General features: G+C 42.5%; 21 protein-coding genes. 12 read left to right on the top strand and 9 right to left on the bottom strand.

Translation table 11 applies throughout. The annotated features are described in order from the left end of the window. The first annotated feature begins 156 nt into the window (after positions 1 to 156). The 5 genes from Q0895_RS00445 to Q0895_RS00425 all read left to right on the top strand — a co-directional run bounded on the left by Q0895_RS00445 (position 157) and on the right by Q0895_RS00425 (position 5,636). Positions 157 to 699: a hypothetical protein gene (locus Q0895_RS00445; RefSeq protein ID WP_075103129.1), complete on the top strand. Its 543-nt coding sequence runs from the start codon at positions 157 to 159 to the stop codon at positions 697 to 699. 247 nt (positions 700 to 946) lie between these two features. Then, positions 947 to 2,842: a tRNA uridine-5-carboxymethylaminomethyl(34) synthesis enzyme MnmG gene (gene mnmG / locus Q0895_RS00440; protein ID WP_299184650.1), complete on the top strand. Its 1,896-nt coding sequence runs from the start codon at positions 947 to 949 to the stop codon at positions 2,840 to 2,842. 206 nt (positions 2,843 to 3,048) lie between these two features. Beyond that, entirely contained in the window at positions 3,049 to 3,258 is a 210-nt protein-coding gene (locus tag Q0895_RS00435) for a ChaB family protein (protein ID WP_075103131.1), read from the top strand. Positions 3,259 to 3,367: 109 nt separating this feature from the next. Beyond that, the gene (locus Q0895_RS00430) at positions 3,368 to 4,327 is read left to right on the top strand and encodes an AEC family transporter (protein ID WP_075103132.1); all 960 of its coding nucleotides are present in this window, start codon (positions 3,368 to 3,370) and stop codon (positions 4,325 to 4,327) included. A 280-nt stretch (positions 4,328 to 4,607) separates the two neighbouring features. After that, a complete protein-coding gene (locus Q0895_RS00425) occupies positions 4,608 to 5,636 on the top strand; it encodes an ornithine cyclodeaminase family protein (RefSeq protein WP_299184648.1) in 1,029 nt (342 codons plus the stop codon). A 112-nt stretch (positions 5,637 to 5,748) separates the two neighbouring features. Here Q0895_RS00425 and Q0895_RS00420 read toward each other — a convergent pair whose 3' ends face one another. The 3 genes from Q0895_RS00420 to Q0895_RS00410 form a co-directional block, all read right to left on the bottom strand. Next, on the bottom strand, positions 5,749 to 5,901 hold the full coding sequence (locus Q0895_RS00420) for a hypothetical protein (protein ID WP_178379359.1): 153 nt from the start codon (positions 5,899 to 5,901) through the stop codon (positions 5,749 to 5,751). 30 nt (positions 5,902 to 5,931) lie between these two features. After that, on the bottom strand, positions 5,932 to 6,951 hold the full coding sequence (locus Q0895_RS00415) for an LLM class flavin-dependent oxidoreductase (protein WP_299184647.1): 1,020 nt from the start codon (positions 6,949 to 6,951) through the stop codon (positions 5,932 to 5,934). A gap of 312 nt (positions 6,952 to 7,263) precedes the next feature. Further along, positions 7,264 to 8,193: a LysR substrate-binding domain-containing protein gene (locus Q0895_RS00410; protein ID WP_058368664.1), complete on the bottom strand. Its 930-nt coding sequence runs from the start codon at positions 8,191 to 8,193 to the stop codon at positions 7,264 to 7,266. Between the two features lie 549 nt (positions 8,194 to 8,742). Here Q0895_RS00410 and Q0895_RS00405 point away from each other — a divergent pair. The 5 genes from Q0895_RS00405 to Q0895_RS00385 all read left to right on the top strand — a co-directional run bounded on the left by Q0895_RS00405 (position 8,743) and on the right by Q0895_RS00385 (position 15,023). After that, positions 8,743 to 10,401, top strand: a complete 1,659-nt coding sequence (locus tag Q0895_RS00405; protein ID WP_299184644.1) for an MFS transporter — start codon at positions 8,743 to 8,745, stop codon at positions 10,399 to 10,401. A 59-nt stretch (positions 10,402 to 10,460) separates the two neighbouring features. Then, positions 10,461 to 11,357 carry a peptide chain release factor N(5)-glutamine methyltransferase gene (gene prmC, locus Q0895_RS00400; protein ID WP_299184642.1) on the top strand — a complete coding sequence of 299 codons (897 nt, stop codon included), beginning with the start codon at positions 10,461 to 10,463 and terminating at the stop codon, positions 11,355 to 11,357. 50 nt (positions 11,358 to 11,407) lie between these two features. Then, complete coding sequence (locus Q0895_RS00395; protein WP_299184640.1) at positions 11,408 to 12,199, top strand: HesA/MoeB/ThiF family protein; 792 nt, start codon at positions 11,408 to 11,410, stop codon at positions 12,197 to 12,199. Between the two features lie 101 nt (positions 12,200 to 12,300). Further along, positions 12,301 to 13,653 (top strand): AarF/ABC1/UbiB kinase family protein, encoded by a 1,353-nt coding sequence (locus tag Q0895_RS00390; RefSeq protein WP_299184638.1) that lies wholly within the window; start codon positions 12,301 to 12,303, stop codon positions 13,651 to 13,653. 86 nt (positions 13,654 to 13,739) lie between these two features. Continuing rightward, entirely contained in the window at positions 13,740 to 15,023 is a 1,284-nt protein-coding gene (locus Q0895_RS00385) for a YbfB/YjiJ family MFS transporter (protein WP_299184636.1), read from the top strand. A gap of 18 nt (positions 15,024 to 15,041) precedes the next feature. Here the strand turns inward: Q0895_RS00385 and Q0895_RS00380 are convergent, their stop codons facing one another. Continuing rightward, positions 15,042 to 15,530 carry an Lrp/AsnC family transcriptional regulator gene (locus tag Q0895_RS00380; protein ID WP_299184634.1) on the bottom strand — a complete coding sequence of 163 codons (489 nt, stop codon included), beginning with the start codon at positions 15,528 to 15,530 and terminating at the stop codon, positions 15,042 to 15,044. Positions 15,531 to 15,734: 204 nt separating this feature from the next. Between Q0895_RS00380 and leuA the strand changes: the two genes are divergently transcribed. Together leuA and Q0895_RS00370 are read left to right on the top strand one after the other, a co-directional pair. Next, positions 15,735 to 17,519: a 2-isopropylmalate synthase gene (gene leuA, locus Q0895_RS00375; RefSeq protein WP_299184632.1), complete on the top strand. Its 1,785-nt coding sequence runs from the start codon at positions 15,735 to 15,737 to the stop codon at positions 17,517 to 17,519. 189 nt (positions 17,520 to 17,708) lie between these two features. Beyond that, positions 17,709 to 18,341, top strand: coding sequence for a hypothetical protein (locus Q0895_RS00370; protein ID WP_299184630.1), 633 nt, complete (start codon positions 17,709 to 17,711; stop codon positions 18,339 to 18,341). An 88-nt stretch (positions 18,342 to 18,429) separates the two neighbouring features. Here Q0895_RS00370 and accC read toward each other — a convergent pair whose 3' ends face one another. From accC to Q0895_RS00345, 5 genes are all read right to left on the bottom strand, one after another. After that, on the bottom strand, positions 18,430 to 19,791 hold the full coding sequence (gene accC, locus Q0895_RS00365) for an acetyl-CoA carboxylase biotin carboxylase subunit (protein ID WP_058368671.1): 1,362 nt from the start codon (positions 19,789 to 19,791) through the stop codon (positions 18,430 to 18,432). A gap of 112 nt (positions 19,792 to 19,903) precedes the next feature. Then, positions 19,904 to 20,335 carry an acetyl-CoA carboxylase biotin carboxyl carrier protein gene (gene accB / locus Q0895_RS00360; RefSeq protein ID WP_058368672.1) on the bottom strand — a complete coding sequence of 144 codons (432 nt, stop codon included), beginning with the start codon at positions 20,333 to 20,335 and terminating at the stop codon, positions 19,904 to 19,906. Between the two features lie 202 nt (positions 20,336 to 20,537). Continuing rightward, positions 20,538 to 21,905, bottom strand: a complete 1,368-nt coding sequence (locus Q0895_RS00355; protein ID WP_299184624.1) for an MATE family efflux transporter — start codon at positions 21,903 to 21,905, stop codon at positions 20,538 to 20,540. A gap of 333 nt (positions 21,906 to 22,238) precedes the next feature. Next, positions 22,239 to 23,279 (bottom strand): hypothetical protein, encoded by a 1,041-nt coding sequence (locus tag Q0895_RS00350; protein ID WP_299184622.1) that lies wholly within the window; start codon positions 23,277 to 23,279, stop codon positions 22,239 to 22,241. A gap of 109 nt (positions 23,280 to 23,388) precedes the next feature. Continuing rightward, positions 23,389 to 23,862 (bottom strand): EVE domain-containing protein, encoded by a 474-nt coding sequence (locus Q0895_RS00345; RefSeq protein ID WP_299184620.1) that lies wholly within the window; start codon positions 23,860 to 23,862, stop codon positions 23,389 to 23,391. Between the last annotated feature and the right edge of the window lie 190 nt (positions 23,863 to 24,052).

Below are 24,052 nucleotides of genomic sequence, written 5' to 3'. Positions count from 1 at the left end.
TGTCTTAATAAGTGATTTGTATTTTTTGGCATCGCAAACCTGAGTGGCTGATATGGTTGCTCGGGTTTTTTGTTGTCTGTGCACTTTGTTGTTTTTATCGGTTTTAGCCCCATATAGGGGTTAAGATAAATACAATTTAGATAATAAGAGATACTTATGAATGACCAATTAAAAAACGATGCATCAACTAAGCAACAAGAAGCGACTGAACAGGCTGCCATCGAGAAGCGCCGTGAACATCTAAAAGCTGAGTCACTACGACTTATTGAGATGGCAGGCAAGGAGCCGAACTCTGCGCTTAAGTGTATCCATCAGCTTAGTGTGGCAGGCGGCGCTACAGAAGCGACTTATGTTGCTATTGAGCAGCGCGTTGTAGCCGATCAAGACACTGCTGGCGCTTATCATTTGGCATTATTGGCGCAAAATACGCCAGACTTACCCATTGACGCGCGTCAGCTTATTGAGCTGGTTGTAAACAAAGGTGACAATGAGCAGCGTTTGGCATTACTCAAAAACTTGCCTCTACCACCCGTTGATATGATAAAAGAGCAGGTTTTGGCCAGTAACGATGGGGATGCTATTGGTCAGATGAATGCTTATCTACAGATTAATCCAGAAGGCTATGGTAGCCATCATATGTTGGGTAGTAGCCAAAAAGATCGCATTGTACCGCTTAGTCCTGGTAACAGCATAGAATAACGCCTTATATAGTTGATTCGATGTAAAATCAATATGTTCTAACATGTTTTAATTTAAATAGTTTTTATTTGAGCATTTTTTAAATATCAAAAAATTGTTATAATAATTGGTTATCTAATTTCTAACCAACGGCTTGTTTTGGTCGTGGTTTCTTTTAATTCGACCGACGTTTATTTGCTTATGGCTTGCTTGTTATAACTAAGATGTGGTGAGCCAAAAGCGACGTTGTGAGTCAAGTGAGGCATACATGCAATACCCAAAAAGTTACGACGTGATAGTGATCGGTGGCGGTCATGCTGGCACAGAAGCTGCTTTAGCATCCGCACGTATGGGCGCGCAGACCTTGCTGTTGACGCACAATATTGAGACGCTGGGTCAGATGAGCTGTAATCCGGCGATTGGCGGTATTGGAAAGTCGCATTTGGTGCGTGAGATTGATGCGCTAGGCGGTGCCATGGCATTGGCAACGGACAAGGCAGGTATCCAGTTTCGCGTGTTAAATAGCCGCAAAGGTGCTGCTGTACGTGCTACTCGTGCGCAGGCAGATCGTATTTTATACAAAGCTGCTATTCGTGAGACGCTTGAAAACCAGCCCAATCTTGACTTATTTCAACAAGGTGCTGACGATATTTTGGTAGAAAACGGCCGTGCGACTGCGGTTGTCACCTCGACAGGTATTATCTTTAAGACCGAAACTGTCGTTTTGACCTCTGGTACGTTTTTAGGCGGGGTCATTCATATTGGTCTTGAGAACTCAAAAGGCGGCCGCGCTGGGGATCAACCTTCTATTAAACTGGCTGACCGTTTGCGTGAGCTTAAGCTACCAGTGGGTCGTTTAAAGACAGGGACGCCTGCGCGTATCGATGCGCGTAGTGTCGACTTTAGTGTGATGACGGTGCAGCCAGGTGATACGCCACTACCTGTGATGAGCTATATGGGTGATGTGTCGATGCACCCTGAACAGGTCAACTGCTATATTACCCATACCAATGCGCGTACCCATGACATCATCCGTGAAAATCTTGATCGCTCACCGATGTTCTCTGGCAAAATCGAAGGCGTCGGTCCACGTTATTGTCCATCAATCGAAGATAAGATTCATCGTTTTGCGGATAAAGACAGCCATCAAATATTTATCGAGCCTGAAGGTCTGACCACGCATGAGCTGTATCCAAATGGTATCTCAACAAGCTTACCATTTGATGTGCAGCTTGAATTTATCCATAGTATGAAAGGGCTTGAGAATGCGCATATTACTCGTCCAGGCTATGCGATTGAGTACGATTATTTTGATCCACAAAACTTAAAGCCAACGCTTGAGACCAAGTCCATCGATCGCTTGTACTTTGCAGGACAAATTAATGGTACGACTGGCTATGAAGAAGCAGGCGTGCAAGGTTTGCTAGCAGGAACGAATGCGGCGTTAGTGACCACTAATAATAGTGAGTTTGAGACGTGGACACCGCGCCGTGATGAAGCTTATCTTGGCGTGCTTGTCGATGATCTCATCACCCACGGTACGACTGAGCCGTATCGTATGTTTACTAGCCGTGCTGAGTATCGTTTGCTACTGCGTGAAGATAATGCCGATCAGCGTTTGACCGAGACAGGTCGTAAGCTTGGTCTGGTCGATGACGTGCGTTGGCAGGCGTATCAAGAAAAAATGGAAGCCATTGCCACAGAATCTTCGCGTCTAAAAGATATGTGGGCCACACCCGCCAATGCGCTTGGGAAAAAGGTCACTGAGCAAACAGGAGAGGTATTGTCTAAAGAAGCGACCGCTTTTGATTTGCTGAAGCGTCCACAAGTCCATTTTGCTGATATTGCTGCTGTTACTGACTCACAAGTTGATGCGCAGGTGGGCGAGCAGATAGAAATCTCGGTTAAGTACGCAGGCTACATTGATCGTCAATCCGAAGAGATTGAACAAATGAAGCGCCTAGAAAATACTAAGCTGCCAATGGATTTTGACTACAGTATCGTGTCAGGATTATCAAATGAGATCGTCCAAAAGCTCACGCAAGTGCGTCCTTCGACCCTCGCTCAAGCTGGACGCATAAGCGGGGTGACTCCTGCTGCCGTTCAACTATTAGCAATGACTGTTAAAAAGCAGAAAAAAGTAAAAGCGGCACTAGGTTCTTAATGTATGCATTTTTGATGACGGTGAATTAAAGCGTATATAGTGTGCATAAAACCCATAGTGATATTTCATTATGGGTTTTTTTGTGGCTATACGCTTAACAATTCAAAAACAGCTTCGCACTGTTATACTTTGGTTTAGTAAGAAATAATAGGTAGAATAAAAATGCTAGAAATAACGTCAACCAAACATAAATGAGGAGTAGAATCATGCCTTTTGACAAATTATCAGACCTACCAGATTCGGTAAAAGACAACTTACCCAAACATGCACAAGAAATCTTTCGTGCAGCATTTAATAGTGCAAGCGAGCAGTATGATGATGAGTCACGTTGGTTTGCCACTGCGTGGGCAGCCGTTGAAAATGTTTACGAAAAAAACGAAGATGGCGAGTGGGTAAAAAAACCAGATCATAAGTAAAGATACAGTACATCCTTTACTCTTCCATAATTTGACCTAACCTATAACAAGTATGTGCTCATGGCTTTGAAAATACAGCTTTGAGTACATTGTCGTTCCGAGTTTATTTATGATCGAAGCCATTGTTTTTGCGATTACCATTGTACTGCCCAACCTAGCTCTAATGGGGTTGGGTTTTTTTATGCAAAGACGCGGTGAGGCGAGCCAAGCCTTTATCGATCAGTCCTCAAACTTTGTCTTTAACTACTGTTTGCCCTGTTTACTTTTTTTTAGCGTCGTCGATAGTGACGTTGATTATGGCAAACAAATCACGCTAATAATTGCTGGTATTTTAGTGACCTTTATCTTATTTATCGGCGCAGAGGTTTATGCCAAGCGCTTCGTCAGTCGCCCAGCAGATCAAGGAGTGTTTGTACAAGGTATATTTCGTAGCAATATGGCAATTATTGGACTGGCGACAGTTGCCAACGCTTACGGAGAGCGCGGCTTGAGTATTGGTGCAGTCTACATGGGTGTGGTGACAATATTATTTAATATTTTAGCTGTTATTACCCTCAGTCGTGTGTCGAAGAACGTAGATGATACGTGGGTTAGTCGTAGCCTTATGATAGTCAAAAAACTATTTACCAATCCGTTAATAATCGCCTTACTGGCCGCCTTTGCCTACAAAGCGCTTATGTTGCCACCACTTACTGGTGTCATTCATACGACTGGCGACTTATTGGCAGCGGTAGCATTGCCATTAGCCCTAATTTGCGCTGGAGCCAGCATTGATTTAAAGTCGATGCTGCATCCTTCAGGATTATCCATGCAGGCAAGTATTGGCCGTATTGTTGTGGCACCAGTAGTCGCTATCACAGTAGGATTGAGCTTTGGGCTGACGGGGGTGCATATGGGAGTGTTGTTTTTAATGGCAGCATCACCGACTGCCGCTGCCAGTTATGTAATGGCAAAAGCCATGGGCGGTAATGATGTGCTCGCCGCCAATATCTTGGCATTTACCACGGTAGTGGGAATGTTTGGCATGGCGATTGGCGCGGCGATGTTACGTGTTTTAGGGTGGATGTAGTAGCTATATATCGCAGCAATATAGAAAAGCTACCTTAAATCGCATTTTTTAATTTACCTAGAAAATCAGACAGAGCTTTATTTTGAAGTTTTTTAATAATATAGTGCATGCTGGGTAATTTTTAACTCAGCATCGGACGGTTGTCGTTACGTCTATTGTCTTATTTGATAGATAAAGGCATGATGAGACGTGTATAAGTATCGAGTAGATGGAAGTAACAACAACTCCATAATAAATACGATTATAAATTTACAAATTCAACAAGCAAGGAGTGCTCACAGTGCAGTTATTAAACCAAGCAGTAGTGACCGAACATCTCAATATGCAAGCAGCTATTGATGCCATTGAAGAGCTATTACATCAGCAAGCGGCGCATCCTAATTGGGTAAAGGCGCCTGAACGTTTAGTCATTGAGACCTTTAGTGAGGATAAGAAGCATAGCTCAGGCTCACATTTATCGATGCCAGCAACTATCTATAATGGTGAAAAAGAGTACACTGCCGTAAAGCTCGTCACTATTTGCCCAGATAATCCTAGTCGTGACATGCCAACGACCACTGCTATTATTACCGTATCAGACAATGATACTGGCGAGATATTAGCCATTATGGATGGCATTTATATAACTCAGGTGAGGACGGCAGCTTTATCAGGCATCGCTACTAAGTATATGGCAAAGTCTGATTGTCAAAGTGTCGCTGTGGTTGGTTGTGGCGGTATGGCTTATGAGCAGTTAAACGCTGTATTAACGGTACGCCCTGACATTAAGACAGTGTATTTGTGGAACAGAAACCATAAAGGTGCGGAGCAATTTAAAACCCGTTTTGCTAATGATTATGCCCAGTGGGACGTTGAAATCAAGGTCTGTGAAGAGATGAGTGAAGCGGTTCGTGATGCCGATATCATTAATGTTGCAACACGTGCGACTGAAGGTTTATTTAGTATTGATCAAATTAAAGCCGATGCCCATATCAATGCGGTAGGCGCCTATCAAGCAACAATGAAAGAGATCGGTAACGACATCGTTGCAAGTAGTAGCATGGTCATCGTTGATGACTTGGCTGGTAGCCGTCACGAAGCGGGCGATTTAATCCAAGCACATGATGACTCTGATTGTGCATGGACTTGGGATGATCTCAGCGGTGATTTGCAAGCGTTAGCAACGGGTGCGTTAAAAGAAGAGGTCACTAAGTCTGATGGAGTCACTTTGTTTAAGTCTGTAGGTGCGGCAAGTTTCGATGCAGCAGTGGCTTTATATGTCGCAAAACAAGCAGAACAAAAAAACCTTGGGTCGTCAATTGATTGGTAAGGCTATTTAAAAATACTTTGTATTTTACTAATTAAGATAGTTATTCAAAGCGTAAAAAAGCCGCCTTCTCAAATAAGAGAAAGCGGCTTTTTTGGTATAAATTTAGGCTACATCAATTTAAATTATCTCTATCTCGCTTGTCTTTACGCTGCTGCTTTCTTTTTGCACTTGTATGATACGTCAAATACCCTCCAACGACCATCACTGCAATGAATGCAACAATGTATAAAAATATTGATGAACCAATAAAAGCAGATGATTCCATGACCGTTATCTCATTAGAGTTCACCTTTAATTATGCAAGCGTCTCCTCTTGTTGTAAAGTAAACAAGTTTAGCTCAGGTGTAAGTTCAAGTGAACGTAAGCGCGTGGCCTGATCATAAATGTTCGCTGTTACGATTAGCTCGTCTGGCTCATATTTTGTCAAAAACTCAGTAAGTTTTGGTTTAACGGTATCAACAGAGCCAATGAATGATATCGATAGCGCGTTTTCTACCATCATTTTTTCGCTTGAACTCCAAATGCTGTCCATATCATGAGTAGGCTTTGGCATTTGACCTGTTTCACCGCGGCGTAAGCGTACAAAACTTTGCTGTGCCGAGGTAAAGTGATAATGCGCAGTAGCGTCATCATTAGCGAGTAGTAGGTTCGCCGCTATCATGACATAAGGTTTATCAAGATAAGCAGATGGCTTGAATTGCTCACGATACGTTGTGATAGCCTGATTGAGCATTTGCGGTGCAAAATGAGAGGCAAACACATAAGGCAATCCCAAATGTGCCGCTAGGGTAGCGCCGAATAACGATGAACCTAAGATCCAAATAGGAACGTTTGATTTGGCCCCAGGAAACGCCTGTACAGGGCTGTTGTCTGTACCATCACCTAGGAAATACATCAGCTCCTGCACATCTTGTGGAAAGCGCTCAGCATCTTTCATTTGTCGACGTAAGGCCTGAAAAGTCGCACCATCAGTACCAGGAGCACGGCCCAACCCTAAATCGATACGGTCGCCGTATAAAGCTTGCAAGGTGCCAAACTGCTCAGCGATAACCAATGGCGCATGGTTTGGCAGCATGACACCGCCCGCTCCAATACGAATACGCTTGGTTTGGCTACCAATATGCGATAGGAGTACTGAGGTTGCTGCACTAGCGATACCTGGCATATTGTGATGCTCTGCCATCCAGTAACGGTTTAAGCCGATCTCTTCTGCGCGCTGCGCGGTCGCCACCGTCTGCGCAATACCTTCAGCGATGGTTTTACCTTCAGGAACGGGCGCTAAGTCTAAAAAGGATAATGGGATTGTGTTACTCATAGTTCACCTGTTTCATAAATTTAAAAGCACTCATGATTTTTTTGACAGTCTTGTATAGGCTGTTTATAAAAACTCTTGAATGTTTGATAGGTAATATGATGGGGCAGTTATATAGAATATAAAGGTCAGGAGTTAAGGCGATAACAAATCTTAATAATGGGATGGACGTACAAAAGCAGATAATAAATTTATAGCATAAATGACATGATGAAAAGCGAACGGCACCGCTATCTACTGATAACGGTGCCGCTGAATGTTTTTATGAGTAAAAGTGTTAATTAACTATGCCTAAAATAATTACTGTTAAAAGAGCTATGCACTAAACTGCTTTTGACACAGCTCCATAAAGGCACGGCCATATTGGCGGATTTCAGCGTCATCGCGTACCGCCATCCAACTGGTAAAGCGACCAAAATGCTCCACTGGAATTGCGGTTAAATTCTGGTAATGACTTGGTTCAAATGCCATCTCAGCGATAATGCCAACTCCTAAACCCAGACCGACGTAGGTGCTTATCACATCAGCATCGAGTGCGGCCAATACAATATCAGGCTCTAATCCTGCTTCATCAAAAGTTTTATCAATGGCCCCGCGTCCTGTAAAACCGCCGTGATAGGTCACAATCGGATAGCTTGCAAGGGTAGGTAAGTCGATGGATTCTTGTCCGGCAAGCTCATGATCGCTTGGTACGATGACGCGATGTGTCCAGTCATAATAACGAAAACAACGTAGATAGTCGTTATGCAGTAATGACTCGGTTGCAATACCGATATCAGCTTGCCCGCGTATCACCATTTGTGCGATGGTCTCAGGGTCAGCTTGCTGCAATATCAGGTTTACTTTCGGAAATCGTGCTTTGAACTCTTTGACTACTTTTGGCAAAACATATCGTGCCTGCGTATGAGTGGTGGCAATCGTCAACGTACCAATATTGGGATTGTTAAAATCGAGACTGAGATTCTCAATCGTACGAATTTCGGCAAAGATAGATTCAATATGCGGCATGAGCGCTGTGCCCATGGTCGTAAGACCCGTCAGACGTTTGCCTTGGCGGATGAATACTTCAGTTTTGAGTTGGTTCTCAAGTGCTGCTATATGCTTTGATAAGCTTGATTGACTGGTATGTAATACTGTCGCTGCTTGACTTAGATTATAGCCGTTGATTACCGTATGCCATACCGTTTCCAACTGTTTGAGCTGGATTTGTAGATGCCGCTGATTGACCACTACGTCGATTGCCATTAGTTAATCCTATTGTATAAATACACAAACGCTGTCTGTATATAAAAATGTACAGTTATGCAGTAGGTAACCAGTGTAAAACAAATCTATTATTCTTGTATATAAGATATTGTTATCAGTTTATGATAATTAGGAATATATAAAAGATACAAGTTTGTGACGTATAACGATTCTACTTAATATTGGTATTATTTTTCTCATAAAAAATATGAAAGGAATAAAAATCCTTATAGGAAAAAGTGTGCAAGTAATGATTGTATAAGTAGTGAGTAAGTATTAATAATCTCGTAAGCTAATAACACATAAGTTTACCATGCTGGAAAATACAAGCTTATTAAGCTAAGTTATCAAACTTTAATGCATAAATTTCGATAGAATGTCTAGTCAATGTAGACGTTCTGAAGTACCATAATTCAATTTTGCTACAAGTGTGGCTTTTTTTGTACAACTTTGACCAGCTTTTATCATCTCAGTGCATATAATTGATGCTAATGATTGATAAAAATGGTAGAAGGTTGTGCTTTTTGTTTCAATTTTTGGTGAATAGTTATGTCTGCTGTCCAACCTGTGCCTCCAAATCCCCCAGTTGCCAAAAAGTCATGGGGAGAGGCGGCAAAAGCTTATCTCGATCGACGCGCCATTATCATGTTGTTCTTAGGGTTTGTCGCTGGTATTCCCATTTTGCTTATCTTTTCGAGTCTCTCACTGTGGCTGCGTGAGGCTGGTATTGATCGCAGTGTGGTGACGATGTTTAGTTGGGCGGCACTTGGCTATTCGTTCAAGTTTATTTGGGCACCATTGGTTGATGCTGTGCCACTACCTGTATTGACCAAACTATTGGGCCGTCGTCGTAGTTGGATACTGGTCGCTCAATTGATGATTATTGTGGCGATTTGTCTGATGGCAAGTGTCAATCCAACCAATGAAGGTAGTCTTATTTATATGGCAGTTGGGGCGGTATTACTAGGTTTTTCCTCCGCTACTCAAGATATTGTCATCGATGCTTATCGCATTGAGCTTGCTCCCCCAAGTCTACAGTCGGTATTGTCTGCCATGTATACTGCAGGCTATCGTTTGGGTATGATCGTCGCTGGGGCAGGTGCGCTATATTTGGCAGATTATTTTGGCTCAACTGAGGCACTTTATAGCTATGAAGCATGGCGCAATACTTACTGGGTTATGGCAGGGGTAATGGGGATTGGGGTCGCGACCACTTTGATCATTCATGAGCCAGTTAGTGATCAGGTACGTGTTGAACGCAAGACATCAGACTATTCACGTCTGGTCTTGGTATTTGCATTATCAGTCATAGGTTTTGTGTTCATATTTGCAAATTTAGGAACATTGTTGCCTGAGACAGAAAGTGCGCTTTTAGGGTTTCTATATGAATTAGTGCGTATGGTATTGAGTCTGACAGTGGCTTTGGCTATTGGTTATGGGTTGGTAAAAGCCAATCTTGTAGAAGCAGAAGTTGCCAAGACAACGTGGATTGAGCCTATTGCTGATTTTTTTCGTCGTTATGGCAAAAAAGCCTTGTTGCTACTAGCGCTTATTGGCTTATACCGTATTTCAGATATTGTGGCTGGGGTAATATCCAATGTTTTTTATCAAGATATGGGCTTTACCAAGACTGATATTGCCAATGCGGTAAAATTAGTCGGCGTCGTTATGGTGATTGCTGGAGGCTTTTTGGGTGGGTTGTTGGCTCAAAAACTGCGCATGATGCAAGCTATGATGGTTGGGGCGATATTGGCTTGTGCGACTAACTTGTTGTTTGTATTATTGACATACCATCCTGGTAGTTTGCCCTATATGTATCTAGCCGTCATCTTTGATAACCTTGCTGCAGGTCTTGCTAGTGCGGTATTTATTGCCTTTTTGTCTGCTTTGACTTCTATTCGTTTTACCGCAGTACAGTATGCGATATTTTCATCGCTTATGACATTGCTACCCAAAGTACTGGGTGGCTATTCAGGTACTATTGTCGATAACACCAGTTATCCGTTCTTTTTCATTTTCACTTTTGCTATCGGTATACCCATTTTGGCACTGATTTATCTTGTCGATAAACACATTATAATCGGTGATAATGATGATATTTATAGTGACAACGACGACAGTAATAATGGTGGTAACACTGTTACTAGCCTAACTAAAACCAATCCAAATCTAACCGACACTAAAGAACCACCACGTGCAACAGACTAACGCCAACGAGTAGCCATGTTGTAACCCAAATTGCTAGACAGTATTTTTAAGAGTTATCTATGACAGCGTTCACCATTTATCAAATAAAGCAGCAAATCTGGCAACTAACAAATGATGATACGAGAGATACGCTGCCGCCATTTTGGTTGACTGATTGGTTGTTACATGTCATCGATAAACCAAGCTCATTTTTAATTACTGATGAAAGTTATCAGCTGTCCGATAGTGAGCTTGAGCAATTTAATACTGGTGTTGCCAAAATGCAGGCTGGCATACCGCTTGCGTACTTGACGAGGCAGCAAGAGTTTTGGTCGCTTAACTTTACTGTCAATGAGCACACTTTAATCCCTCGGCCTGACACTGAAGTGTTGGTCGAACAAGTTTTAAATTGGATACAATCTCAGCCAAAGAGCCTAAATAATGCTCCTAAGCCAAAGCGGCTGTTAGATTTGGGTACTGGCTCAGGCTGTGTCGCTATCAGTTTGGCGCATGAGTTAAAACATCAATTAAAAGATGATAGTTGGCAAACTGTAGCGGTTGATTTATCAGCAGAGGCATTGAAAGTGGCTAGACATAATGCCGCTATCAATGATGTTGCCGATATTGAGTTTGTACAAAGCAGCTGGTATGACGAGCTGTCTACTCAGGATGAGCACTTATTCGATGTGATTGTCTCCAATCCTCCTTATATTGACGAAACCGATGAGCATTTGGTGCGTTTAGTAGCCGAGCCTATTAGTGCCCTAAGTGCACCCAATCACGGACTTGCGGATATAGAGCATATTGTCCGGTATGCACCGCAACATCTACATGCAGGTGGAATATTGGCGATTGAGCATGGTTATGATCAAGGAGCAGCAGTACGGCAAATATTGTCAGATAAAGGCTTTAGCGCAGTACAAACGGTGCAGGACTTTGGTGGTAATGATCGTGTGACGCTTGGACAGATTGGGTAGTTGGTTTAATTTTATCAGCTATTTATGGTAATAGATTTTTGGTGATAAATATGGTGCAGTCGTTAGAATCCAAGCAGTTATCAGATGATGAGCTAATGCGTTATGCACGGCAGGTATTGCTTGAAGGCTGGGATGTCGACGCTCAGCTAAGACTGAAATCGTCTCGCGTAGTCATGATAGGCGCAGGCGGTTTAGGTTGCCCAGCTTCTGAGACTTTGGTGCGAGCAGGACTTGGGCAAACTCATCTGATTGATGACGATGAGATTGAGGCGAGCAATTTACAGCGGCAAACGCTATTTTTACCCAAAGATATTGGTCAGCCTAAGGCATTGACCGCTGCCAAGATGCTTGAGGAAATTAATCCATTAGTATCTGCTTGCGGTACAGTTGCACGCTTGAGTGAAGACAACGCTTATGAGCTGCTTGGTATGGCGACAGGTAAGCCCAATCTTTTACTAGATTGTACCGACAACTTTGCCACGCGCGACATTATTAATCGCATTAGTGTGCGTTTCCAAATCCCGCTATTGACTGCCTCAGCGATAGGCATGCAAGGTCAATTGGCATTATTTGAGCCGCAGTTAAATACAGGCTGTTACTACTGCGTCTTTGGTTCAGTGACGCATGATGCAGAGGTCGATGAGCGTACCTGCGCCAATTCTGGAGTGCTTGCCAGTACCACTGCTATTATGGGTAATTTGCAGGCCAACGCTGCGCTACAATATTTAGGATTAACCAAAAACCCACTGATTAATAAGCTGCTTTTGTGGGATGGTAGCCGGATGCAGCAGCGCCTGATGGGCTATCGGCAAGACAAGCATTGTCCTGTGTGCGCTGTTTAGTTATTTCACCGTTATTTGGTTTTGTATTATTTAGCGTCACATTTTAACTGTCACAGTATTTTTTATCATCCAATTTTGTTTTCTAATTATAGTTGTTTTTTATGAAAATTCATCGTCCTCATTTACTCAAGCATTCGTTCAATGTGGTTAACCGTATGCGTCAGACAGTCAGTGTCGCCGGCTTATCTGCACTAAGAGTTGCAAAAGGCGAGAAGCCTGATGCCAAGCTGTTAAAAGATACTTTTGAGCAGCTTGGTACGACTTATATTAAAATCGGACAGTTTATAGCCAGCACGCCCTCGTTATTTCCGCGTGAATATGTAGAAGCCTTTCAAGACTGTTTGGATCAAACGACACCATTATCTTATACCTACATCGAGCAGGTGTTGACGGATGAGCTGGCCGTCGATGGGCAAACGCTGTCTGACAAATTTGCATTCATCGATGAAAAGCCTTTAGCATCAGCCTCCATTGCTCAGGTGCATGCCGCGCGTTTACATAATGGCGATGAAGTGGTGTTAAAGGTGCAAAAGCCTGAAGTCGAAACCATTATGCAAACGGATTTAGGGGTGTTGCACGGGGTAACCAAAATCGTTGAGCTACTCATGCCGTCAATGAAGTTTGCCAGCATTGCACCGATTATCGATGAGATTCGTTTACGTATGTTGGCCGAAACTGACTTTATTAGTGAAGCACAAAACATTCGCGATTTTCAGCAATTTTTGAGCGTATCAGGGAACACAAGGGTAGTAGCGCCAGTGGTCTATGATGAGCTGACTACCAAACGCGTCCTGACTATGAGTCAATTGCACGGCGTTTCTATGATTGACGAGACAGCTATGCGCCAGTATTGTGATGACCCAGCGCAAATAATGGCAGATACGTTGAATACGTGGTTTGCAAGTCTTATGTTCTGTAATAGCTTTCACGCTGACTTGCATGCGGGCAATTTAATGCTGCTAACCGATGGCCGAATCGGATTTTTGGATTTTGGCATTGTAGGTAAGCTCAAAGCCGAAAGCTGGCGTGCCTGTATGGGCATGATGCAGGCGTTGCAAGATAATAATTATCAAGCGATGGCGCAGCATATGATCGATATGGAGATGACTCATAGTCGCAGTAATGTCGATGTACAGGACTTAGCAGATGACTTACAACGCATGATGAAAACCATCATGGCAGAAGACATTACGTTTACAAGCGGGGTGCCTTTTAACAGTAAAGAACAGGCCGATGAGCTCAATCAGATGATGCTCGAAATCGTTGAAGTCGGTAAGCGCCATGGCATTCATTTTCCCCGTGATTTTGCGTTACTGACTAAGCAGCTGTTATATTTTGATCGGTTTATGCGTACGCTGGCCCCTGACATGGACATGTTTAGCGATCAACGAGTACAGATATTAGGACAGACCGATACTGGTCAGCCTGCAGCTCCTGCACTTAATATATCATAGCTTTATACTTCACCGCTTTTTTTGAGCGCTATCTATAGCTTTTAACACAAAGGATTGTGTGCTGATGACCACAAATTGGCTTCGTCATGATGACTGCTTCTAACAGCCGAATTTTCCCTATTATCACCAATGAAATTACCATCGCTTGGATAGGACTTTACTGTCTAGCGGTGGTCATGGGTTATGGGCGCTTTTTATTTACCGCTACTTTGCCTGACATTATGGTTCAATTGTCGCTATCGACCGCCATTGCTGGATGGATGGCCTCAATTAATTATATTGGCTATTTTATTGGCGCGCTCATCGCTATGTTTGTGCCGCAGCGACTCACGTGGCAGATGTTAATGCTATGGACGGTGCTCAGTGTTATCACGACCATGCTACTTGTCGTACCAAAAATGTCATTAAACCTGTGGTATGTTATTCGTTTGCTCGCAGGTGTTGCAAGCGGGGTGGCGATGATTTTAAGCTCATCATTGGTGATCCAAAGTTTTAGCGATGAGCGCCGCTCTGTGCTTTCGGCATTGCATTATGCTGGGATAGGAGTGGGTATTGGACTGTCAGCTTTACTGACGTGGACACTATTGTTACTTGAATATCATTTTGATGTGATTTGGCTGATGGCCGGCGTAAGTAGTTTGCCATTACTTTGGCTACTTTATGGTATACGTCCAAGGGATAATGATGCGGCTATATTTAGCGAGATAGGTGTAGCAGATGCGACGTCTGATGCTACGCACCGATCTGTACATCAAACTTATATTAATTTTAAACGCTCATTATACGAAGCTGTTACCGGACATACCAAAGCTATTATGCTGTTGTCAGCAAGCTATGTGCTGGCAGGATTTGGTTATATTACTTCAGCGACCTTTTTACCAGTCATGGCAGCACAGCGGCTTACAACCCAGAGCTATGCTGGGCTGCTTATTTGGTTGCTGGTTGGTATTTTTGCGATGCTGTCCAATCCTCTGTGGGGCGCACTCGCTAAACGTATTGGTGAGACCAAAACTTTGATGGGTCTAACTTTATTACAAGCATTAGGGATGCTTTTACCTTTGTGGTTTGAAGGGGCGTTTGGCTTATACGCAAATGCAATTATTTTAGGGTTAACCTTTGTGGGCATGGTTTCAATGACCTTAAATATCATCAAAAATATCAATCCTGCTTACTCTAATTTACTCATAGGATTGGCAACCTTGGCCTATGCGCTAGGACAGTTTATCGGACCATTGGTAACGGTTGCATTGGCTGGACAAAGCGATAATTTTAATGCTGGTCTATTGGTTGCAGCTATCGGTCTACTGATTGGACTGGCTTTAATCGTGGTATTTTATCGACTGCGTAACAACCAACTGTCACAAGTATAATAGATATAGCATAAGGTGTTAAACGATGCTGCGGCTAAATACTTCTCGTAACTCAAAGCTAGTATGTACTTGTGCAACGCCCTCAATACGATTTAGCCGATGTAATAAAAACTCTTCATAGTGCGCCATATCGCGTACGCGCACTTTGATTAAGTAGTCCTCAGAGCGACCCGTCACAATGCTACAACTGATGACCTCATCGAAGCTTTGTACCTTTTTTTCAAACTGCTCAAAGCGTTCGGCTGTGTGGCGATCCATGCTAATGGCAATAAATATAGCGAGCGGGTAACCAAGTTTTTCTGCATCTGTTTGAGTATGATAACCTGTGATAATACCTGTATCTTCTAGGCGTTTAACCCGGCGTGCGCAAGGAGTTGCTGATAAGTTGACGTTTTCAGCCAGCTCGGTAATACTCATGCGTGCATCTGTCTGTAATAGACGTAAAAGACGCTTATCAGTATCATCAATGGTATATATGGTTTGAGGGGTAAGTTGACTATCGCTCATATCTTTTATTAATCGTTAGTGATTTATGTCGATAATATATATGATATTAGTGATAAACACTACTTAAGGATGTTAATTTATTTAATAAAGCTGCTTTTCACTTTCAAATCTTTGCTATTATAATGCTATAACCATCATCCCTTGTGGTAAAGCCATTTAGTTAGATATATATCTAGCTCATCATATCGTCTAAAAGGATTCATTATGTCTAACCAAGACCTACGCAACGCGACCACACGTACAGCAAAGATTACGCCCAAAAATGCTGCTTTCGATTTTCGTAAATATCGTCCATTTGCGTTTGCACCTTCATTGCCAGATCGCACGTGGCCTAGCAAAACCATTGAGACATCGCCAATATGGGCGAGTGTCGATCTGCGTGATGGCAATCAAGCTTTGATTGATCCGATGACTATCGAACAAAAAATGCGCTTTTTCAAAACTTTGGTGGATGTTGGTTTTAAAGAAATTGAAATTGGGTTTCCATCGGCGGCGCAAGTTGAGTTTGATTTTGCGCGTAAACTTATCGAAGAAAACCATGTACCAGATGATGTGACGCTACAAGTATTGGTACAAGCTCGTGAACATTTAATAGCGCGTACTTTTGAATCATTAAAAGGTGCGAAGCGAGCCATTGTCCATGTCTATAACTCTACTAGCCGTGTACAACGTGAAAAGGTCTATGGTAAAGATAAAGCGGATATTAAAGAGATTGCCATTACTGGTGCCAACTTATTGGTTGAATATGCGGCTAAATATCCAGAGACAGAATGGGTATTTCAGTATTCGCCAGAAAGCTTTAGCCAAACTGAAACCGAATATGCCGTAGAAGTCTGTGAGGCTGTTTGCGACGTATGGCAGCCGCAACAGGGACAAGAAGTTATTCTTAACTTACCAGCGACTGTTGAAGCTTCTATGCCTAATATCTTTGCCGATCAGGTTGAGTACTTCTGCCGCAATCTTGCACAGCGTGAGCATGTGATTATCAGTCTTCACACCCATAATGATAGAGGCTGTGCGGTCGCAGCTGCGGAGCTTGGTGTACTTGCTGGCGCCGATCGTATCGAGGGCACTTTGCTTGGCAACGGTGAACGTACTGGTAATATGGATATCATGGTCATGGCGATGAATTTATTCAGTCAAGGTATCGATCCTGAGCTTGATTTTAGTAATATGAGCGAGATTGTGCAGGTGGTGAGCGAGTGTAACAATTTACCGCTGCATCCACGTCATCCATATGTGGGCGAGCTTGTCTTTACTGCCTTTAGTGGCTCACATCAAGATGCCATCAAAAAATCTCTCGATTATAATGAAAAGCATCAAGATGAGACTGACGCTGTATGGGATGTGGCTTATTTACCGATCGATCCTGCGCATATTGGTCGTAGTTACCAAGATGTGGTTCGTATCAATAGTCAATCTGGAAAAGGCGGCGTTGCTTACATCTTGCAACGTAACTACGGTTTCAACTTACCACGTTGGATGCAAATTGACTTTAGTGGTGTGGTACAAAAGCAGGCTGAGACGGTGGCACGCGAGCTACAAAATGATGAAATACTACAGACCTTTGAAGACACGTATTTGCAAAAAGGTAATTTGGAGCTATTAGATTATAGTGTCAATAACAAGGGTGGTGACGTTTATTTTAATGGTCAAGTGCAAATAAATGACGATACCATCACAATTGATGGGAGGGGTAATGGTCCATTATCATCGTTTATTGATGGACTAGCACAGCATACTGGTAAATCCATACATGTTATCAATTATGCTGAGCATGCTATCAATCCGCAGCATAACAGTGGCAATGGTATCGATGATGATACTAATAGCGACAACAAAACCAATGCGAATGCAGCGGCTTACATCCAGCTTAACGTCGATGGAGAGGTTTATTCTGGTATTGGTACCTGTAGCAGTACGGTATCGGCGATGCTAAAAGGAGCACTATCTGCATTTGCTCAAGCGCCAAGTACAGTAGCGGCTTAGTTTTAGTTAAAGTTAAGTAGCGTAAAACTAAAGAACCGCCATCTCTGTAGAAGATATGGCGGTTCTTTTATAGAATATAAGCGTTACTGAATGCACATCTGTTTAACCATAGCATAATGTTACTTGTGTGTTTGGCAGCTAGGACTTACACTAAGACAGATAATTTACATTACAAGTATAAGGTTAATTATGGAACCAATCTCGTTTGCGTCATTTACGTTAGCCGCTGTTTTAGCTTCATTACCTGGCAATAATAGCGAACCTGTTAGCCAGTCAGTGATTACAACGCATATTAGTCCTGCTATTGCTGGACAATGGGAAATAGATTTGGATAGTGGTATCACTATGACCAAAGACGCTATAGCGAAGCAAGCAGCATCCAACAGTGCTCAAAATATAGAGACCAATGAATCTGAGATAACGGCTAAAGCAGATGGTGTGTTGAATCAAAGCGAACGTCGTATCTTTAAAGTCATACCCAATACAGCGCCTAGTACAATAACTGATGATAATATAAAGACGAAAAGTGCTACGCAATGCCGAGAGTTATATAATTTTGGTGCAGATAATGAGATGTGGGCAGTAAGTGGTAAAGAATGGACTTATGGCCGTTATTTGGTCACGCACCGTGAAGAAGGTTTGCCTATTATCGCCATCAAAACTGTGTATGACAATAACGAAGTAGACTGTTCAGGTAATCAGATTGATCAGACTGACGAGGCACTGATTGCTTACTTAAACCATGATGGTAATGAGATGCAGTGGTGTGCTGATCCTGAAGGCACACAATGCTTTATGAATTTTCATAGAGTCCTACCATAATTAATAGGTTTTAATAGCTTAGTTATAATAAATAAAAAACCGCTCTCTTATAGGGGAGCGGTTTTTATTTGAAGCATCAAAATTCTCTTTATTTTGCAACTTTAGTCTTTTGCGTTTCAAGCATTTCTTCTTCAAGATAATGGATATTTTGAGCTTCATTAACGAAGTTTTCATCCGCTAAAATGACATCGCGATGCATAGGAATGTTGGTTTTTATGCCTTCGATAATAAGCTCATCAAGCGCATGTACTGTTTTTGCGATAGCTTGCTGGCGAGTCTGTCCATGACAAATGAGCTTGCCAATCAATGAGTCATAATAGCTAGGGATTTCATAGCCAGGATATAAATGCGAATCAAAACGTACACCAGCGCCACTAGGCGCGTACAGCTGCGTAACTTTGCCAGGTGAAGGCATAAAAGTTACTGGGTCTTCAGCATTGATACGACATTCGATTGCGTGACCTTGAATTTCAATCTCATCTTGACGATAAGATAAGCCATAACCTGCAGCGATTTTTAATTGTTCAACCACTACATCAATACCAGTGATCATTTCAGTCACAGGATGCTCAACTTGTACCCGTGTATTCATCTCAATAAAGAAAAATTCATTATTTTCGAATAAAAACTCAAACGTACCAGCGCCGCGATATTCAACCAGCTCACACGCTTTAACACAAGCTTGGAGTATTGGTTCACGGACATCATCCGGAATATCAGGAGCAGGCGCTTCTTCTAACACCTTTTGGTGACGACGCTGTAGTGAGCAGTCGCGATCATAAAGATGAATAGCATTACCATTACCATCGCCCAATACTTGGATCTCGACATGGCGCGGGTTTTGTAAGTAACGCTCCATATAGACAGTATCATCGCCAAACCATAGCTCAGCTTCTTGTCTTGCCGCTTGTACTTGACCAACCAGCTCATCAAAACGTTCAACGACACGCATACCGCGTCCACCACCGCCAGAAGCAGCTTTAATGATCAACGGAAAGCCAATATTACGAGCTTGTTCTTCAGCGTTGTGCATAGTAACAGCACCAACTGAACCAGGAACAGTGGGTACGCCAGCCTTTTTCATCGCATTAATGGCAGAAACTTTATTACCCATGAGCCGAATATGATCAGCATTAGGGCCTACAAAAGTTAATCCAGCTTCTTCAATACGTTCAGCGAATTCAGCGTTTTCGGCCAAAAAACCATAACCAGGATGAATGGCATCAGCACCAGAGATTTCAGCAGCCGTTAAAATAGTATTGATATTCAAATAACTTTCGCTAGCATTCGGTTTGCCGATACAGATGGCTTCATCGACAAAGCGCAGATGCATGAGGTTTTCATCAGCAGTGGAGTAAATACCGACAGTCTCTATACCAAGTGCTTTACACGCACGTACGATACGTAGAGCAATCTCACCTCGGTTGGCGATGAGCAGTTTTTTTATCATAGGGTCATCCTCGTCAAAGCGGCGTTGATCAATCCAGTCGTTATATATTACTCATATAATATGAGTATGAACGAGGTATTGAACATAACAAAATAAGGTGTAGCGAGTACAATTAGGCTTTATAGCGTATAACAGGCTGGCCAAACTGTACAACCTCAGAGTTGTCCACTAAGATTTCAGCAATGACACCACTTTGAGTTGCCTCAAGCGGGTTCATGATTTTCATCGCTTCGATAATACCAAGCGTATCACCAGCCTGCACGGTTTGACCAACTTTTACGAATGGTGGGTCGTTAGGGCTAGGAGCTGCATAGAACACACCAACCATTGGTGAGGTTTCAACACTACCAGCTTTAACAGCTGCTTTAGCTTCAGGAGCAGCAGCAGGCGCTGCACCCATAGCAGGCGCTGCCATCATTGTTGGAGCTGGTGCATCATAATGACGGGTTAAACTGATATGCTCATCATCTGAACTGACTTCTAGATTGACCAGTTCGTTTTCTTCCATGAGAGCGATTAGCGTGCGTATTTTTTCAATATCCATAATTTTAATGATGCCTTTTTTTTAAATTAAAGAAAGAAATAGTGTAACAAAATATTGTTTAATTGATTGCTAATGATACCTATATTCAGCGCAATGAGCAATCAATGTACAGTTGTTAACTGGAACTTTTTACATATTTTTGACGCTAAGGCGAATAATAGTAACATGCATCCTATTATTGTTGAGGTTTTCTTAACATTGTTTAGTTCCACAAGGCCGTTAAGCGTCTTTGCTGATAGCGTAATCGTAAAGACAACAGGATAGAGGCCAAAAATAAACCAGTAATCAAGGCCATCCAGAACCCTTGTGCACCTACGTCTGTAAAACGTACGAGGTAAATACCAAGTGGCAAGGCAACTACCCAATAACAGAAAAGTGTGACCCACATCGGTATCGTGGTATCTTGCATCCCGCGTAATATCCCAGCAACATTGACCTGCCAGCCATCAAAGAGCTGATAAGCCAGCGCAAAGATTAACAGATGCATGGCTTGGGCTCGTAACTCAGGGTTGTCGGTAAATGCTGCAGCCAGCTGTGGTCTAAATATCCAAATACCAAGCATGCAGACAAGCGCGATAAGCACTGTCCAAATGAGCCCAGTTGCTTGTACGTGACGTAAAGCGAGCAAATTCTTTTCACCAAAACGATTAGATATCATTATAGTCAGCGCCATCGCGACTGATATTGGAATCATAAATAACTGAGAGGTGACTGCTAGAGCGACTTGATGTGATGCCGTGGCGATCTCACCTAATGGGCTAATGACCAGTGCGCCTAAGCTAAATAAGCTGGCTTCAAAAAAGATAGAAAGACCAATTGGAATGCCAAGTTTAAGTAGCTTGGTTATTTGCTCTCGGTTGGGGGCGGTAAAGCTGTAGAAAAAACGAGTACTGGCAAATTGCTGACGCTTGGAGAGGGTAGTATAAACGCCCAAAATCAATACGTTAATCCATAGCACTAGTGCTGTTGCTACACCGCAACCTGCACCGCCCATCTCGGGCATGCCAAACAATCCATGGATAAAAATATAATTAAGCGGTATATCTGCTAATAGACCGATAATACTAACGACTGTGACTGGCTCAGGTCGACTAAGTGCTTCACAATAACTACGTAATACTGCATAAATGGCAAGCGCAGGAAAGCCAAAAGAAACGCCATGTAAGTATTGAGCGGCGATAGGTTGAATGTTCTCTGGCACACCCATTAAGCTGAGCACATTTGGCATCAAATTCACAATAATAAAACCGCAAATACCGATAACGCTGGCGGTCCATATAGACTGCTGAGTGATATGTGGAACTTGGCTGTATTTATTTTGCCCTATCGCTTCCCCAATTAAAGGGGTCGTGGCAATAAGGATGCCTGTGGCTAATAAAAACAGCGGTAACCAAATACCAGAGCCAACAGCCACGGCAGCCAAATCAAGCGCCGAGACACGTCCTGCCATAATAGAGTCAACGACTCCTAGCGCTGCTTGGCAAAATTGAGTGATTAAAATAGGTAGCGCGAGCACGCCTAAACGTAAGCTGTAGCTTTTAAAGTCTGTAAAAGATAATGGCAAAACCATAGTTAGCAACTTTTCATTATTCACGTTGGTTATTGATGTTCAAATACTGCCATCAACAAATCGTTGACAAGGCAGTATCAAAGAATCTGTGCCGATGATAATACTCCGATAAATAATATGAGCAAGTCTATATAGGCAAAGTCTGAAAATAAAAATGACGTCAATAAAACAAAAGCAACCCGCCAATTCACATTATGAACTGACAGGTATAATGATATAAATGGCTAAGAAGCCAGACTGGAGTTTTAATGCTTAAAAAACGTTTAAAACTTTTTCAGAGTCGTCTGGAGTTAATCGTCATATTTCACTCATAAAAGCTAATATATCTAAAGCTCATAATGCTTCAGGCAAATCTTGTACGATTGCTTGATAGCCAATTAACTTATTATTTGCATCAAATGCCTGCACGACAATAGCGTAGTTAGTCGAAATATCCGGAATGACGGGTGCAAACTGGGTGTTATTGTTAGCCAATACAGCGTTCTGTATATAGCCGTTAGCGCCAGACTCAGCTTTGTTGACATCGATTTGGCTGACTAATACTTGTTTTGTGTTAATTGGATTCTTCCAAGTGACGGTTTTTTGGCTGCCATTACCAGTGATGTCGAGCATCATATTGCCCAGCTGATAGTCGAGGGCATAAGTGGTAAAGTTAGAACGATCACTCAGAGTATAGGTAACCTTACAGTTATCTCTGGCAGCTGAAAGAGTAGTGCCGCCTAGACTGTCTTGATATTCAAAACTACCTCTCCATGGTGAGCCTACTTGGTTTTCCTCAAAGCTACCTGCAAATGTCGTCATCAAGTTTGGCGTTTCAAGATTTAGATCATTGATATATTTGATGTCTAAAAATTCTGCAGTATCAAGGCTACCAGTTACCTTGCCTGTCATATAATTATCTACTTTAAAGCCAGTATTGACATCAAGTGTGCGGTTTTCTTGACAAATCTGCTGTTGGTAACTGATACGCCCATCAACACTGCCAGCGCCATCCTTACTGATATCAAAATATATCGCCCCGATATCAATGTCGCTATTATCACCATCATCAAGCTCTATAAAGTGACCGACATAGAGACCGCCGCGTCCACCCTCTGGCGTCAATTTGTCTAAGAAGTTATCTAATGACTCTTCAGGTAAAAACACAGACTCCAAAATCTCAGCCATGCTTTTTTCATCATCAGTTAGCTTATCTTCGACTTCTTCATATTTACCTTTGACTTTATCTTCTACACGATCGTACTCGTCTTTAACTTGGTCTTCGATACGGTCATACTCTTTTTTGACTTTATCACCATCGCTGCCACAGGCGCTTAGTGTCAGCCCTAATATACTGACAGTTAATACAGATAGTACGAGTTTGGGTGCGCTCATAAAGGGGTCCTAGGGTGTGAAGATAGGGTAGATAAGAGAATCAAGGCGTAAATATAGCAAACTTTGGTAAGGTAGTGCTACAAAAACCTTTGACCTATTACTTATGAGCTCATACTAGCTTCAGCATCTCTGCCATATCCATAATAGCCTGCCAATGCTTGGGCTCAAGTGGTATTACAGTCAGTTGCTGGCAGCCCTTCCTAAGTAGTAGTGAGTCCTCAAGTGCGGGGATAAATTTTAGCTCAGATAGTGGTAAGGTTTCTTTAAAAGCTTGCTCAAATGTCACATCGACCATGTACCAGCGTGGTGCCTCAATAGTTGCAATAGGGTCGTAATGCCGATGTTCAGGATGAAACTGGGTTGGATCAGGATAACCAGCTTGGCTTATCGTCATAATGCCAGCGACGCCAGAGGGTTTTGCGCTCGAATGATAAAAGAATACTTTGTCACCTACTTGCATATCATCGCGCATAAAGTTACGCGCGCGGTAGTTACGTACGCCGTCCCAACATTCTGTACCCAAGCGTTGTAGGTCTTCGATGCCAAAAAAACTTGGATTAGATTTCATTAGCCAATATGCCATATTCGTTGTCCTAATATTTGTTATGAATATTTGAGGTAAAGTTTTATATAACGTATCTACTTTATTTGGTATCGACTATATGTTGCAAACCTATCTAGATTTTGTAGCTGTGGTTTCATTAATATTTTCGCAAGACCTCTCTTTAATAGACTAAATTAGTAAAGACAGTGCTTTTCTTTCATGTGCGTAG

The organism is uncultured Psychrobacter sp. (genome assembly GCF_947495825.1).
Classification (GTDB): Bacteria; Pseudomonadota; Gammaproteobacteria; order Pseudomonadales; family Moraxellaceae; genus Psychrobacter.
The sequence above is the reverse complement of the archived record's forward strand: the minus strand, read 5'-3'. Positions and strand labels throughout refer to the sequence as shown.

What these genes read in the sequence shown, in the direction of transcription:
- prmC (WP_299184642.1), top strand. Translation starts at nt 10,461, where the DNA reads ATGACAGCGTTCACCATTTATCAAATAAAGCAGCAAATCTGGCAACTA.
- Q0895_RS00370 (WP_299184630.1), top strand. Translation starts at nt 17,709, where the DNA reads ATGGAACCAATCTCGTTTGCGTCATTTACGTTAGCCGCTGTTTTAGCT.
- Q0895_RS00390 (WP_299184638.1), top strand. Translation starts at nt 12,301, where the DNA reads ATGAAAATTCATCGTCCTCATTTACTCAAGCATTCGTTCAATGTGGTT.
- Q0895_RS00350 (WP_299184622.1), bottom strand. Translation starts at nt 23,279, where the DNA reads ATGAGCGCACCCAAACTCGTACTATCTGTATTAACTGTCAGTATATTA.
- Q0895_RS00420 (WP_178379359.1), bottom strand. Translation starts at nt 5,901, where the DNA reads ATGGAATCATCTGCTTTTATTGGTTCATCAATATTTTTATACATTGTT.
- Q0895_RS00405 (WP_299184644.1), top strand. Translation starts at nt 8,743, where the DNA reads ATGTCTGCTGTCCAACCTGTGCCTCCAAATCCCCCAGTTGCCAAAAAG.
- accB (WP_058368672.1), bottom strand. Translation starts at nt 20,335, where the DNA reads ATGGATATTGAAAAAATACGCACGCTAATCGCTCTCATGGAAGAAAAC.
- accC (WP_058368671.1), bottom strand. Translation starts at nt 19,791, where the DNA reads ATGATAAAAAAACTGCTCATCGCCAACCGAGGTGAGATTGCTCTACGT.
- Q0895_RS00380 (WP_299184634.1), bottom strand. Translation starts at nt 15,530, where the DNA reads ATGAGCGATAGTCAACTTACCCCTCAAACCATATATACCATTGATGAT.
- Q0895_RS00435 (WP_075103131.1), top strand. Translation starts at nt 3,049, where the DNA reads ATGCCTTTTGACAAATTATCAGACCTACCAGATTCGGTAAAAGACAAC.
- Q0895_RS00345 (WP_299184620.1), bottom strand. Translation starts at nt 23,862, where the DNA reads ATGGCATATTGGCTAATGAAATCTAATCCAAGTTTTTTTGGCATCGAA.
- leuA (WP_299184632.1), top strand. Translation starts at nt 15,735, where the DNA reads ATGTCTAACCAAGACCTACGCAACGCGACCACACGTACAGCAAAGATT.
- Q0895_RS00395 (WP_299184640.1), top strand. Translation starts at nt 11,408, where the DNA reads ATGGTGCAGTCGTTAGAATCCAAGCAGTTATCAGATGATGAGCTAATG.
- Q0895_RS00415 (WP_299184647.1), bottom strand. Translation starts at nt 6,951, where the DNA reads ATGAGTAACACAATCCCATTATCCTTTTTAGACTTAGCGCCCGTTCCT.
- Q0895_RS00385 (WP_299184636.1), top strand. Translation starts at nt 13,740, where the DNA reads ATGATGACTGCTTCTAACAGCCGAATTTTCCCTATTATCACCAATGAA.
- Q0895_RS00410 (WP_058368664.1), bottom strand. Translation starts at nt 8,193, where the DNA reads ATGGCAATCGACGTAGTGGTCAATCAGCGGCATCTACAAATCCAGCTC.
- Q0895_RS00430 (WP_075103132.1), top strand. Translation starts at nt 3,368, where the DNA reads ATGATCGAAGCCATTGTTTTTGCGATTACCATTGTACTGCCCAACCTA.
- Q0895_RS00355 (WP_299184624.1), bottom strand. Translation starts at nt 21,905, where the DNA reads ATGGTTTTGCCATTATCTTTTACAGACTTTAAAAGCTACAGCTTACGT.
- Q0895_RS00445 (WP_075103129.1), top strand. Translation starts at nt 157, where the DNA reads ATGAATGACCAATTAAAAAACGATGCATCAACTAAGCAACAAGAAGCG.
- mnmG (WP_299184650.1), top strand. Translation starts at nt 947, where the DNA reads ATGCAATACCCAAAAAGTTACGACGTGATAGTGATCGGTGGCGGTCAT.